The organism is Enterobacteriaceae endosymbiont of Donacia semicuprea, from assembly GCF_012570535.1.
GTDB lineage: Bacteria > Pseudomonadota > Gammaproteobacteria > Enterobacterales > Enterobacteriaceae.
The window spans coordinates 154,484-167,924 of the sequence record NZ_CP046210.1; the positions used below are offsets into that span (position 1 = coordinate 154,484).

15 protein-coding genes and 1 tRNA gene are annotated in these 13,441 nt (G+C 17.2%); 6 read left to right on the plus strand and 10 right to left on the minus strand.

Annotation, left to right across the window (positions count from 1 at the left end; genetic code table 11):
* The 5 genes from GJT91_RS00745 to aroC all read left to right on the plus strand — a co-directional run.
* The coding region (locus GJT91_RS00745) for a Rid family hydrolase (protein ID WP_211080616.1) at positions 1 to 397 on the plus strand (397 nt) is incomplete at its 5' end.
* Between the two features lie 30 nt (positions 398 to 427).
* The gene (locus GJT91_RS00750) at positions 428 to 1,489 is read left to right on the plus strand and encodes an extracellular solute-binding protein (protein WP_168868357.1); all 1,062 of its coding nucleotides are present in this window, start codon (positions 428 to 430) and stop codon (positions 1,487 to 1,489) included.
* Between the two features lie 151 nt (positions 1,490 to 1,640).
* Positions 1,641 to 1,713, plus strand: a tRNA-Asn gene (locus tag GJT91_RS00755).
* An 82-nt stretch (positions 1,714 to 1,795) separates the two neighbouring features.
* On the plus strand, positions 1,796 to 2,704 hold the full coding sequence (prmB, locus tag GJT91_RS00760; RefSeq protein ID WP_168868358.1) for a 50S ribosomal protein L3 N(5)-glutamine methyltransferase: 909 nt from the start codon (positions 1,796 to 1,798) through the stop codon (positions 2,702 to 2,704).
* 44 nt (positions 2,705 to 2,748) lie between these two features.
* The gene (gene aroC / locus GJT91_RS00765; protein ID WP_168868359.1) at positions 2,749 to 3,816 is read left to right on the plus strand and encodes a chorismate synthase; all 1,068 of its coding nucleotides are present in this window, start codon (positions 2,749 to 2,751) and stop codon (positions 3,814 to 3,816) included.
* 8 nt (positions 3,817 to 3,824) lie between these two features.
* On the opposite strand, the gene GJT91_RS00770 is transcribed toward aroC, so the two are convergent.
* The 6 genes from GJT91_RS00770 to GJT91_RS00795 form a co-directional block, all read right to left on the minus strand.
* A complete protein-coding gene (locus GJT91_RS00770) occupies positions 3,825 to 4,430 on the minus strand; it encodes a redoxin domain-containing protein (protein WP_168868360.1) in 606 nt (201 codons plus the stop codon).
* Between the two features lie 545 nt (positions 4,431 to 4,975).
* Entirely contained in the window at positions 4,976 to 6,019 is a 1,044-nt protein-coding gene (locus GJT91_RS00775) for a methyltransferase (RefSeq protein WP_168868361.1), read from the minus strand.
* A gap of 1 nt (position 6,020) precedes the next feature.
* Entirely contained in the window at positions 6,021 to 6,869 is an 849-nt protein-coding gene (gene apaH, locus GJT91_RS00780) for a bis(5'-nucleosyl)-tetraphosphatase (symmetrical) ApaH (protein ID WP_168868362.1), read from the minus strand.
* Positions 6,870 to 6,879: 10 nt separating this feature from the next.
* The gene (gene apaG, locus GJT91_RS00785; protein WP_168868363.1) at positions 6,880 to 7,260 is read right to left on the minus strand and encodes a Co2+/Mg2+ efflux protein ApaG; all 381 of its coding nucleotides are present in this window, start codon (positions 7,258 to 7,260) and stop codon (positions 6,880 to 6,882) included.
* A 4-nt stretch (positions 7,261 to 7,264) separates the two neighbouring features.
* The gene (gene rsmA / locus GJT91_RS00790; protein ID WP_168868364.1) at positions 7,265 to 8,065 is read right to left on the minus strand and encodes a 16S rRNA (adenine(1518)-N(6)/adenine(1519)-N(6))-dimethyltransferase RsmA; all 801 of its coding nucleotides are present in this window, start codon (positions 8,063 to 8,065) and stop codon (positions 7,265 to 7,267) included.
* A gap of 99 nt (positions 8,066 to 8,164) precedes the next feature.
* Complete coding sequence (locus GJT91_RS00795) at positions 8,165 to 9,466, minus strand: peptidylprolyl isomerase (RefSeq protein ID WP_168868365.1); 1,302 nt, start codon at positions 9,464 to 9,466, stop codon at positions 8,165 to 8,167.
* Between the two features lie 160 nt (positions 9,467 to 9,626).
* Between GJT91_RS00795 and djlA the strand changes: the two genes are divergently transcribed.
* The gene (gene djlA / locus GJT91_RS00800; protein WP_168868366.1) at positions 9,627 to 10,502 is read left to right on the plus strand and encodes a co-chaperone DjlA; all 876 of its coding nucleotides are present in this window, start codon (positions 9,627 to 9,629) and stop codon (positions 10,500 to 10,502) included.
* Between the two features lie 4 nt (positions 10,503 to 10,506).
* On the opposite strand, the gene acpS is transcribed toward djlA, so the two are convergent.
* The 4 genes from acpS to lepB are packed head-to-tail and all read right to left on the minus strand — an operon-like array spanning position 10,507 to position 13,432.
* Entirely contained in the window at positions 10,507 to 10,896 is a 390-nt protein-coding gene (acpS, locus tag GJT91_RS00805) for a holo-ACP synthase (protein WP_168868367.1), read from the minus strand.
* Positions 10,897 to 10,912: 16 nt separating this feature from the next.
* Entirely contained in the window at positions 10,913 to 11,740 is an 828-nt protein-coding gene (era, locus tag GJT91_RS00810; protein WP_168868368.1) for a GTPase Era, read from the minus strand.
* 37 nt (positions 11,741 to 11,777) lie between these two features.
* Entirely contained in the window at positions 11,778 to 12,455 is a 678-nt protein-coding gene (gene rnc / locus GJT91_RS00815) for a ribonuclease III (RefSeq protein ID WP_168868369.1), read from the minus strand.
* Between the two features lie 56 nt (positions 12,456 to 12,511).
* The gene (gene lepB, locus GJT91_RS00820) at positions 12,512 to 13,432 is read right to left on the minus strand and encodes a signal peptidase I (protein WP_168868370.1); all 921 of its coding nucleotides are present in this window, start codon (positions 13,430 to 13,432) and stop codon (positions 12,512 to 12,514) included.
* Positions 13,433 to 13,441 lie beyond the last annotated feature (9 nt).

The following is a 13,441-nucleotide window of genomic DNA, read 5'->3' on the forward strand; positions in this document are numbered from 1 at the left end:
ATTATTTATTATGAAAAAGATTATTTTTACTAAAAAATACCCAATTTCTTTAGACACATATTCACAAGAAATTTTACTTAAAAATATTTTTTTTATTTCTGGGAAAATTTTTATAAATCTAATTAATGATATCATCCCATTAGGTATTAATAAAAAAAATTTTCAAGTTTTAAAAAATATAAAATATATACTTAAAAAAATTAAATTTTTTATAAAAAATATAATTAAAACTATAATATTTTTAAAAAATTTAGATAATTATGATAAAATAAATATTATTTATCAAAATTATTTTTTAAAAAATACTATAAATTACCTTACAAAAATATGTTTAGAAGTATTTAAATTACCTAAAAATATTGAAATTAAAATAGAAGCTATAGCTATAAAAATATAAATATAACTTTAAATTATAAGGTTTAAGATAATGTTTTTATTTTTTAGATTAATTTGTATTATTTTTATATTAATATTACTACCAATAACAAAAAAATATTTAAGTAATTATAAATCTCATCAAGAAACTATTTTTTTTTATAATTGGACTGAATATGTTCCAGATAAAATTTTAAAGAAATTTACAAAAGAAACTGGTATTAAAGTTATTTATTCTACATATGATTCTAATGAAAGCATGTATACAAAATTAAAAACTTATAAAAAACAATCATATGATTTAATTGTTCCTTCTACATATTTTGTTTCTAAAATGAAAAATGAAGGTATGATACAAAAAATAGAAAAAAAAAAATTAACTAATTTTTCTAATTTAGATAATAAATTTTTAAATAAATCATTTGATTTAAATAATGAATATTCCATTCCATATGTATGGGGTGCAACAGCCATAGGAGTTAATACAAATAAAATAAATCCTAAATATATAAATAGTTGGTCTGATTTATGGGATAAAAAATATTATAAATCTATTTCATTAATAGATGATGCAAAAGAAGTATTTCAAATTGCTTTAATAAAATTAGGTTATCCTGGAAATACTAAAAATTTAAAATATATTAAAAAAGCTTTTATAGAATTAAAAAAATTAATGAAAAATGTTATTTTATTTAATTCGGATAATCCTGGTTATCCTTTTATGGATGAATCAGTAAATATAGGTATGATATGGAATGGTGCTGCTTATTCTGTAAAAAAATTAGGTATTCCTTTAAAATTTATTTGGCCTAAAGAAGGAGGTATTTTTTGGATGGATAGTTTTGTAATACCTACTAATGCAAAAAATGTTGAAGGAGCTTTAAAATTAATTAATTTTTTATTAAGACCAGATATTGCTGCTCAAATAGCTATAATAACAGGGTATTCTACTCCTAATCTAGAAGCTCAAAAATTACTACCAAAAAATATGATTAATAATAATATGTTATATCCAAATAATGAAATAATTAAAAAAGGTACATGGCAAAATGATGTAGGTACAAATATAAGTAAAATATATGAAATATATTTTCAACAATTAAAAAATATATAATTTTAAATAAATAAATTAATTTTTTAAAATTAATTTCTTATAAAATTTTTTAAATAAAATATTGTATAAATTAAAAAATTTAATCTAAATATATTTTATAATATAATTTTCTTGACACATAAATATTAAATATAATACCATACTATACAAATCCTCTGTAGTTCAGTTGGTAGAACGACGGACTGTTAATCCGTGTGTCACTGGTTCGAATCCAGTCAGAGGAGTAAAAAATTTTTTATTTATATCATAAAATATATTTTTCTATTAAAATTATTTTAATGTTATTTTATATATAGGATATATTATATGGTAATAAAATTAAATGATCTTCTTGATAAAAAAATTATACATGAACTATTATCTATTCAAGATATAATACGTTGGATAACAAGTTGTTTTAACATGTCTAATTTATGGTATGGTCATGGTAATGATAATCCATGGGACGAAGCATTACATTTAGTTTTCTCTTTTTTAGATTTACCCCCTTATTTATGGAAAAAAGTTTATAAAGCTAAATTAACTCTTAAAGAACGTAAATTAATTTTTAAATTAGTATTAAAACGTATAAAAAAAAAAATTCCCGTAGTATATTTAACTAAAAAAACTTGGTTTTGTGGACATGAATTATATATTGATAATAGAGTATTAATACCAAGATCTCCAATTTCTGAATTAATTAATAATAAATTTAAATCTATTATTTTTCCTTATAAAAAACCTAAAAATATCTTAGATTTATGTACTGGAAGTGGTTGTATTGCAATTGCCTGTTCATATTTATTCCCTGATGCATATATAGACGCAGTAGATATTTCTGTAGATGCAATTAATGTAGCAGAATATAATATTCAATTACATGGATTAGAAAATAAAATTACTCCTATTTGTAGTAATTTATTTGAAAAATTAGAAAAATCAACTTATGATTTAATTATCACTAATCCGCCATATGTAGATAAAAAAGATATAAATTTTTTACCAAAAGAATATTCATATGAACCTAAAATAAGTTTGATTTCAAATAATAATGGTATAGAAATTATTGAAAAAATAATATCTCAATCATTTTCTTATCTTAAGAAAGATGGTATCTTAATTTGTGAAGTAGGAGATAAAATGGTAGATATAATAGAAAAATATCCAGAAAAATGTTTTCAATGGCTTCATTTAAAAAATGGAGGTATAGGTATATTTAAAATCCAAAATATTTAGTATATAAATTTTTTATATAATTTTAAAAATTAAGGAATTTTTTTATGGCTGGAAATAGTATTGGACAATTATTTAAAGTTACAACTTTTGGTGAATCTCATGGAACATCTTTAGGATGTATAATAGATGGAGTTCCTCCAAAAATACCTTTAAAAACAAAAGATTTACAAAAAGATTTAGATAGAAGAAAACCAGGATTATCAAAATATACGTCACCTCGTAAAGAAATAGATAAAATAAAAATTTTATCCGGAATATTTAATGGTTTAACAACAGGAACTAGTATTGGTTTAATAATTAATAATATGGATATTAGATCTAAAGATTATGATAATTTAAAAAATATTTTTCGTCCCGGACATGCTGATTATACTTATGAAAAAAAATACGGAATTAGAGATTATAGAGGTGGTGGCCGTTCTTCGGCTAGAGAAACAACTATGCGTGTTGCAGCAGGAGCTATTGCTAAAAAATATTTATTAATGAAATTTAATCTAAAAATTCAAGGATATTTATCTCAAATAGGTAATATAGTTTGTAATTTTGATAATTGGGAAGAAGTAAATAAAAATCCTTTTTTTTGTCCTAATAAATATCAAATAAAATCTTTACAAGATATGATAAATAATTTAAAAAAAAATGGTGATTCTATTGGAGCAAAAATTACTATAGTTGTTGAAAATGTACCAGTAGGATTAGGAGAACCAGTATTTGATAAATTAGATGCAGATATAGCACACGCTATAATGAGTATTAATGCTGTTAAAGGAATAGAAATAGGAAATGGATTTAATTCTATCAATAAATTAGGAAGTAAATATAGGGATGAAATAAGATTAAATGGGTTCCAAAGTAATAATTCAGGAGGAATATTAGGAGGAATTAGTACAGGACAAAATATTATTATAAATTTCGTAGTAAAACCTACTTCTAGTATTTCTATTCCAGGAAAAACAATTAATTATTTAGGACAAGAAACATCTTGTATTACACAAGGACGTCATGATCCTTGTGTCGGAATTAGAGCTGTTCCTATTGGTGAAGCAATGGTGGCTATAATTTTAATGGATCATTTTTTACGTTATCGTGCACAATGTATTGATATTTTTTAAAAAAAAAATTAATATAATTCGTTTATATTATTAGATAAATAATTTATAATCCCTTTAGAAGTGGGATTTATACTTTTTTTCCCTTTTTCCCATTGTGCAGGACAAACATCACCATATTTTTCATTATGTTCTACAGCATCAATCATTCTAATAACTTCATTTATATTTCTACCAAATGGTAGATCATTTATTAATTGATGTCTTACTATTCCTTTTTTATCTATTAGAAATAAAGCTCTTAATGCTATACTTAATTCAGGATGTTCAATTCCATAAGATTTTTGTATATTTTTTTTAATATCAGATATCATTATAAATTTAATATTTCCAATTCCTCCTTGATTAATTGGAGTATTTCTCCAAGCATAATGTACAAATTGTGAATCACATGAAATACCTAAAATTTTTACATTTCTTTTTTTAAAATGATTATAATATTTATTAAATGTTATAATTTCTGTAGGACAAACAAATGTAAAATCTAAAGGCCAAAAAAATATTATAGTTATTGTATTTTTTGAATATTTATATAAATTAAAATTATCAACTATTGTACCATCAGGAAGAACAGCAGGAGCATTAAAATCAGGAGCTTTTTTAGTAACTAATATCATATTTTCCTCTTAAATTATATTTGATATAACATAATTATATATGTTATTTTATATATAAATTTTTTATATATATAATTTTATTAAAATAAATAAAAATTAGATGATTTTAATTATCAAATTTTTTTAAAAAATAAATGATTAATATAAAATATTTTATAAAAAAAAATTATTTTAGTAATAAATAATTAAAATTATATCTATAAAATTATATATTGATATAGTGAATATTATATAAATCATATTTAAAATATAAATATACAATTTTTTTTATATTTTATTATAACATTTTAATATTATTATTTATAATAAGTTTTTTTATTAGTTCTTTATTTATTAATTTAATTTTAATTATATTTTTTAATTTAAATTATTTAATTTAAATATTTTAATAAATGAAAATTTTTTATTTAAAATAAATATTTATTATATATAAAAAATATTATTAGTAAATATATTATTATTTTTTAACCCTTATTTATTTTTTAATATAAAAATTTTTTGTATTAATTTTATTTTAATAATTACTTCCTTATTTTTTAAACTTATTATTTATTTTTTATACTATAAACAGAAAAATTTTTATTTTTAGATAAAATATTAAATTTAATTAAAAATTTTTTAAAAATTTTAGAACATGATATAAAATTATTCATTACAAATAATAATTTTCCATTATATTTTGTTTTTTTTTTAAATTTTTTTATCATTTGATAAATAAATTTAAATGAATAATTTAAATCATTATGAATAGGAGGATTTGATATAATAAAATCAAATTTTTTATTAATTTTAGAATAAACATTACTTGGAAATACATTATTATTTTCTAATGAATTTATATTTAATGTTTTTTTTGTTGAAATAATTGCTTTTATATCAATATCGGTTGAATATAATACAAATTTTTTTTTATTTTTTTTCATATTATTACTTAATATAGTAGAAATAATTCCAGAACCACATCCTAAATCTAATATTTCTCCTTTAATATTTAAATAATTAATAATAGTAGAAATTAAAAATTTACTACCATTATCAAATTTATCATCTCCAAAAATACCGGGTAAATTATATATTTTAAAATTTTTATAATAATAATATTTCCAATAATCTTTTATATTAAAATATACTTTTTTTTTAAGATTTGCATGAAATATAATATGTTTTCTTGCATTAATAATTTTTTCAAAATAAATCATTTTTAATTCTTTTATATTTTTAAGATTTTTTATACCACTATTATTTGCTCCTATAATATAGATATCACTTTTAAAAGTGAGAAAAGATATTATATTTTTTAATATAAAAATAGATTCTTTTTTATTTTTTAACCAAAAAAATATAAGAACATCAAAATTATATTTTTTATATTTATTTTTTTTCATTATACCATAATAAATATTATTATTTATTATGTTTTTTAACCATATATAGTAATCATACCTATGGGTATTTACAAAACTTCTTAACGTATTTAAATAAATTGGTATTGTATCTTGCATGTTTCCAGCAAAAATTACTCTATTATTAATAAATTTATTTTTAAATAAACGTAATAAATATTTACTTATTGGTAATAATATATACATTTTAAATTTTACAAATTTTACTAAAAAATTGTTTTTTTTCCCATGAATAAATTGTTAATTTTTTCCCCCAACAACAGCCAGTATCTAATCCTATAATATTTTTAGGTGTATATTTTCCTCCTTGTAAATCAGACCAATGTCCAAAAAATATTGTATATTTTTTATATAAGATATTAGGTATCCAAAACCAAGGTTTTAATATTTTAGATAGAATATCATTAGGAGCTTTTTTAGTAAACATTTCTAATGTACCATTTGGATAACAATATCTCATTTTTGTTAATGAATTTACAATAAAATTAAAACGTTCAAATCCCATTAGTGTATTTTTTTTCCAATCATTAACCTGATAATTTTCATTATTTATATAATCAAGAAATATTTTATTATTTTTGCTAGAAATAATATTATTTGCTTCATAAGCAAAAGATATTATTTCTTTTATATTATTCCATTGTGGTGTTATGCCAGCATGAGACATTAAAATTTTTTTTTTTTTATTATATTGTATTAATGGTTGATATTTTAACCAATAATTTACAATAAATATAATTTTTTCATTTTTTAATAATTGTAAAATTTGTGGATCATTAATTTTATTAAGATTATTATTAATATTATAATTTAAAACTAATGATATTAAATATAAATCATGGTTTCCTAAAACTAATTTTACAGAATCTTTAATAGAATACAAGTAACATAATACTTTTATAGAATCTGGTCCTCTTGCAATAAGATCCCCTGTAACCCATAATTGATCTTTTTTACAATTAAAATGAATTTTTTTTAATAAGGAAATGAATTCATTATAGTATCCATGAATATCTCCAATAAGATAAGTAGTCATTTTTTATATGTTAATGAATGTAAGTTTTAATTGCTAAACGAAAAATAGGAATATCTACATGATAAACATTATTTTTTTCATCTATCATAATATAATGTCCCTGCATTATCCCGATTGGAGTTTCTAAAATTGCTCCACTAGTATAATGAAAATCATTTCCTGGTCTAATATATGGTTTTTTACCTATTACTCCTTCTCCATATATTTGAGTTTTTTGACCATTACCATTAGTAATGGTCCAATAACGACTAATTAATTGTAATATTTTTTTACCTAAATTATGTATTGTAATTGTATAAGCAAAAACATAACGATTAACTATAGGTATAGATTGTGATTTTATATAAATACTATGTGATTTTATATAAACTTGAGATAATAACGATTTCATAAGTTTATAACCTTTTATTTTTTAATTCTAACCAATGAGCTAATTGACAATATTCTGATATTGAAACATCTTCAGCACGAATTTTATAGTCAATACCTAAAAAATTTAATTCTTCTATAGAAAATAAATTTATTAAACTATTACGTAATATTTTTCTTCTCATACTAAAAGTTTGTTTAATAATTTTTTTTAAAAAAAAAATATTATTTAAATTATAAGGATTATTATTATATGGTCTCATATATATCATATTAGAAATTATTTTAGGTTTTGGAAAAAAAGAACTTGGATTAATTTTTATTAAAGATTTTATTTTAAAAAATAATTGTGTAATTATACTTAAACGACCATAATTTCTTCCTCCAGGTTGAGCAATTAAACAATCTACTACTTCTTTTTGCATGATAAAATTAATATCTTTAATATTACTTAAATATTTAAATAAATAAAATATTATTTTAGTAGAAATATTATACGGCAAACTTCCGAATATACGTATCCTTTTTTTAAACTTTTTTATTAAATTTAAAAAATTAAAATTTAAAACATTATTTAGAATAAAATTTACATTTGCATTTATTAAAATTTTATTTTTTTTTAAAATATTAATTAAATTTTTATCAATTTCAATAACTGAAAGATTTTTATTATAATTAACCATAGGTATGGTTAATGAACCTAATCCTGGACCTATTTCAACCATATTATGATGATATTTTGGATTAATTAAAAAAATAATATTTTTAATAATATTTTTATTAATTAATAAATGTTGTCCATAATTCTTCTTAAGAAAGATTTTCATAAAATTATTTTTTATATATAAAAAATTATCTTTTTAAAAAAAAATTTACATATTTTATATATATTTATTAATATATAATATTACAATATTATTTTTTTATTATTTTATGAAATTTTTAATATATATTGTTTTAGCATATTCATAAATAAAAAAATTAGATTCTTTTTCAAAATTTTGTTTTAAAATAATATCATAAGCTTGTTGTTGAAAAAAAATTTTTGTTTTTTGATTATTTTGTTCATTTAATAATTGAATTATATAATATCCATCATATTTTTTAATAGGTAAGCTAAATTGATTTATTTTTAATTTTCCTATAATTTTTTGAAAATTTATATAAAAAGAATTTAGTGGAATCCAAATAATATCTTCTTTAAATTTAATTATTTTTTTATTTTCTAACAATAATTTCATTGCTTTTTTAAAAGTAATTTTTTTTTTTAAAAGATTTAAATAGATATAATCTATTTTTTTTCTAATATTTTTTTTATTAAAATTATATTTATTTATATATATAAAACGTAATAATACTTTTTTATTATTAATATTATTTATTAATACAACATTATTTATTTTTAAAATAAAAATTTTGGAATATAAATATATTGGCCCTATTATATTTCCTTTTTTTGATTTATCTAAATAATTAATTAAAATTAATGGTAATTCATCTTCCATACCTTTTAAAGTTATTTTTTTTATTTTTGCATTAGAAATAAATAAATTACTTTCAATATTTTGAATATGATTATTTAATTTATTATTTTTTAATATATTTAATAATTTAGATATTAATTTTAATTTATAATTAAAATCATTTTTTAATAATGATTTTGATTTATTCACTGTTAAATAAAATAAAGTAATATTATATTTTCTATGAAATTTAGATTTTAAGTATAATTGATTACTTAAAGAATTAATTTCTTCATCAAAAATATTTATTGTATTTTTTATTAAAATATTTTTAAACATATAAATTAAGAGACTTTTTCTCATAAAACTCAGATATGTTTTATAATCAATATGATTTTTTATAAATTTCTTTTTTAAAAGATTCTCATTAATATTATTTTGTTGATATATTTCTGAAATAAAATTATTTAAGTTGTTTTTAGAAATATAAAAATTATTATTTTTTATAATTTGTAAAAAAAGATTATTTTTAATTAAATCTTCAACATTATTAATATCTAGTATTGAATTTAATAATTTATTTTCATTATTATGAATATAATTAAATATATTTAAAATATCATAAATATTTTTTTTAGAAACCATTTCATTATTTATAATAAATCCAATACCATCAATATTTTCTATTGATGTAGATATACATCTGGATGTATTAAATATACAATATGTTATTGTTATAATAAATATTATTTTTCTAATTATCATTTTATATCCTATATAAAAAATATATTTTGTATTAGTTATAATAATTTTATTTTAAATTTATTCAATATTTATTATTTAATAATATATTAAATTTTAGATATTTATAAACTAATAATTTATTATATTAAATTATAGTTTAAATATATTTATTGAGGTTTATATGTTTTTTTGGTTAAAATTATTATTATTTTTGATAATTCTCGTAGTTAATTCTAATATTGTTCATAATTTAATAAATATAATAATAATTATATTAATTAGTTATGTAATTAATAAAATATATAAATTTTATTTTAAAAAAAATTATGATATTTATAATATAAAAAAAATATTTTTTCAAATTACTTTTGAAATAATGGGGTATATAAGTAAATCAAAAGGTTTTGTTAGTACCAATGATATAATTATGACAACAAAATTAATAAAAAAAATGAAATTAGATAATAAAGATATTATTTTTGTTCATAAATCATTTATAAGTGGTAAAAAAAAAAATTATCCTTTAATTTATAAATTAAATCAATTAAATTTTTTAATTTATAAAGATACTTATTTAATAAATAAATTTTTAGAAATACAACTTGAATTATCTTTTATTAATAAATATTTAAATCCAAAAACTAGAAAAATATTATTTATTATATTTCAAGAATTAAAAATATCTTTATATCAAATTATGATAATAGTTAATAAATTAAAATATAAAAATAAATATATTAATGAAAAAGATTTATTTTTTCATAAAAATTATTATCAATTTCAAGAAAAAACAAAAAATAATAATTTTAATTATGATAATAATCATTATTATACAAATAATGATAAATCTGATTTAGATCAAGCATATAAATTATTAGGAATTAAATATAATGATGATCTTTTAACCATTAAAAGAGCATATCATAAATTAATCAGTAAATATCATCCAGATAAATTAATTTCTAAAGGTTATACATTAAAACAATTAGAAATAGCAAAAATTAAAACGCAAAATATACATAAAGCATATAATATAATTAAAAAACATATTATATAGAATTTTATAATTTTTCAATTATAACTATTGCACAAGTATAATTAATTTCATTAGATAATGAAACGTGAATATAATAATTATTAGTTATATTTTTTAAAATTTTTAAAGCTTGATTATAAAATTTTAATTTTGGTTTACCATTTTTATAATGTAAAAGTTCTATTTGATTAAAAAATATTCCATTAGTAAAACCAGTATTAAGAGCTTTTACCGCTGCTTCTTTAACAGAGAAATATTTTGATAAAATTTTAATTTTTTTATCTTCATTTTTTTTATAAATAGATAATTCATATTTAGTTAATATTCTATATATAAAACGTTTTCCAAAATACTTAAATGTTTTTTTAATTCTATTAATTTCTACTAAATCTATACCAATACCAATTATATTCATAATTAATTTTTACAAATTATTTAATTTGTACCCATATTTTTAAATTTATTTGTTTTTTAAAAAATTTTTTTATATTTTGTTCAGATTGATGTTTAATTAATTTTAATTTTTTTGCCTTTTTACCTATTATTATTTTTTTTTGATTTAAATTTTTTACTAAAAATAATATTTTTATTTCATTTTTTTTTATTTTTACTTTTTGAATATTATTTATTTTAATATTTATTAAGTAAGGTAATTCTTTATGAATATATTTTATAATATTTTCTCTTATAATTTCTTTAATAAGAATTTCTTTTGTTTGATTTGTAATATAATTTTTAGGATAACGATGTTTTTTTTTAGGTAAATTTTTACAAATAAAATTATTAATAACATTAGTATATAATTTATATTTAGCTGAAATTATAAATAAAAAAATAAATTTTATTTTTTTTTTAATAGAATTAATATATGGTAATAAAATACTTTTATTTTTAATTTTATCAACTTTATTAATAATTAATATTATTGGAATATTAATTTTATTTAAAATTTCTAAAATTTTTTTTTCTATATGATTCCATTTATTTCTATCTAAAACAAATAAAATAAAATCAAATTTATTATCTATTAATAAATTAAAAATTTTTTTATTATAAAATATATTACCTGGAGTATCAATATATTCTATTTGATAAGAATTATTATTATATATTCCTACTATATTAAAATTTGTAGTATTAATTTTATGAGAAATAATAGAAATTTTTTTACCTATTAATATATTTATTAAAGTAGATTTTCCTACATTAGATCTTCCTAAAATTAAAATTTTACCATAATACGAAGAAATTATTTTCACATAAATTACCTTTTATTAAAATAAATAAATTATTAAATTAAATACCTAATTTTTTCAAAGCTTGTTCTGCAGCAGATTGTTCTGCTTTACGACGACTTGAACCTTTTCCTGTAAAAATTGTGGATATTCCACTAATTTTACATTGTATTATAAATTTTTGATTATGTACTTCTCCATTAATTTGTAAAACAAAATAATGAGGTAATGGAAGATGTGATTGTTGCAAATATTCTTGTAATCTAGTTTTAGGATCTTTTTGATTATTACCAGGTAATATTTTTTCTAACCTTAATTGATACCAAATTAATATTATTTTTTCTACTATTTTTATATTACTATCTAAACAAATACTACCTATTAAAGCTTCCATAGTATCTGCAAGAATAGATTCTCTATTATATCCTCCATTCTTAAATTCACCAGGACCTAAAAATAAATATTCACTTAATTTAAATTCTCTTGCTATATTAGCTAAAGTATTTCCTCTAACTAAAGTAGCACGCATGCGACTCATATTACCTTCATTTACATCAGGAAATTTATTATATAAGGCTTTAGCAATTATATAACTTAAAATAGAATCTCCTAAAAATTCTAATCTTTCGTTATGTTTACTACTTGCACTTCTATGTGTTAAAGCTTGATATAATAAATCTTGATGATTAAAAATATAACCTAATTTTTGTTGTAATTGACTAATCATAATAAAATTCATATAATTGTATTTTTAATCTAAAATATATTATATAAAATAAGTAATATATTTTAAAACTAATTAATTTTATGTATTCGATTAAATCTAATTTTAATAAATTTTGTATTTGTATTTTTTCCAATACTAAACCAAATAAAAATAGCTTTTCCTAATAAATATTTTTTATTAACAAAGCCCCAATATCTACTGTCATAACTTTTATCACGATTATCTCCCATAACAAAATAGCATTGATTAGGAACTAACCAAGTATATTTTGGAAAATTTTTTTGTTTATAAATTTTTAAAAATTCATTTTGTATTTCTGGTAAAAATAAAATTTTATGTGACAATTTATTTATATTTTCTGTATATTGAAAAAATCTTAATTTACCAAAATAATGATGTTTTATTAAATTTTTTTTAAAATCATAAAATTTTTTTCTATCTTTAATAAAAATATGAAAAAAATTACTTTTTTGAAGATTATTATATTTAATAATATTTTTTTTTATATGTTTTTTAGAATATAATATAATTTGTTTATTTTTTTGATCATAAAAAATAAAATCACCTGGTAATCCAATAATTCTTTTAATATATTTTGTTTTAACATTTTTGGGAAATTTAAAAACAACGATATCTCCTCTTTTTGGAAATTTATTTTTAATAATATATTTATTATTTAAAGGATTTTTAATACCATAAATAAATTTATTTACTAAAATTAAATCACCTGATAGTAAAGTAGGCATCATGGAATCAGAAAGTATATAAAAAGGTTCATATATAAATAAACGTATTATAAAAATGAATAATATTGTAAAAAATGAAAATTTTATTTGTTTTATCCAATTTTTTTTTTTCATATATTTATATAAATTTTTAATATTTTTATATAAATAAAAATTTTTTAATATATTTATATTATAAAATAAATATATAAAACCTAACAATAAAATACTTAAAAAAAATATTTTTATATTAATCTTATTCATATTATTTAT

Excerpts from the sequence above, each read along its gene's own strand:
- GJT91_RS00750 (WP_168868357.1), top strand. The coding sequence starts at position 428 with ATGTTTTTATTTTTTAGATTAATTTGTATTATTTTTATATTAATATTA.
- prmB (WP_168868358.1), top strand. The coding sequence starts at position 1,796 with ATGGTAATAAAATTAAATGATCTTCTTGATAAAAAAATTATACATGAA.
- aroC (WP_168868359.1), top strand. The coding sequence starts at position 2,749 with ATGGCTGGAAATAGTATTGGACAATTATTTAAAGTTACAACTTTTGGT.
- GJT91_RS00770 (WP_168868360.1), bottom strand. The coding sequence starts at position 4,430 with ATGATATTAGTTACTAAAAAAGCTCCTGATTTTAATGCTCCTGCTGTT.
- GJT91_RS00775 (WP_168868361.1), bottom strand. The coding sequence starts at position 6,019 with ATGTATATATTATTACCAATAAGTAAATATTTATTACGTTTATTTAAA.
- apaH (WP_168868362.1), bottom strand. The coding sequence starts at position 6,869 with ATGACTACTTATCTTATTGGAGATATTCATGGATACTATAATGAATTC.
- apaG (WP_168868363.1), bottom strand. The coding sequence starts at position 7,260 with ATGAAATCGTTATTATCTCAAGTTTATATAAAATCACATAGTATTTAT.
- rsmA (WP_168868364.1), bottom strand. The coding sequence starts at position 8,065 with ATGAAAATCTTTCTTAAGAAGAATTATGGACAACATTTATTAATTAAT.
- GJT91_RS00795 (WP_168868365.1), bottom strand. The coding sequence starts at position 9,466 with ATGATAATTAGAAAAATAATATTTATTATAACAATAACATATTGTATA.
- djlA (WP_168868366.1), top strand. The coding sequence starts at position 9,627 with ATGTTTTTTTGGTTAAAATTATTATTATTTTTGATAATTCTCGTAGTT.
- acpS (WP_168868367.1), bottom strand. The coding sequence starts at position 10,896 with ATGAATATAATTGGTATTGGTATAGATTTAGTAGAAATTAATAGAATT.
- rnc (WP_168868369.1), bottom strand. The coding sequence starts at position 12,455 with ATGAATTTTATTATGATTAGTCAATTACAACAAAAATTAGGTTATATT.
- lepB (WP_168868370.1), bottom strand. The coding sequence starts at position 13,432 with ATGAATAAGATTAATATAAAAATATTTTTTTTAAGTATTTTATTGTTA.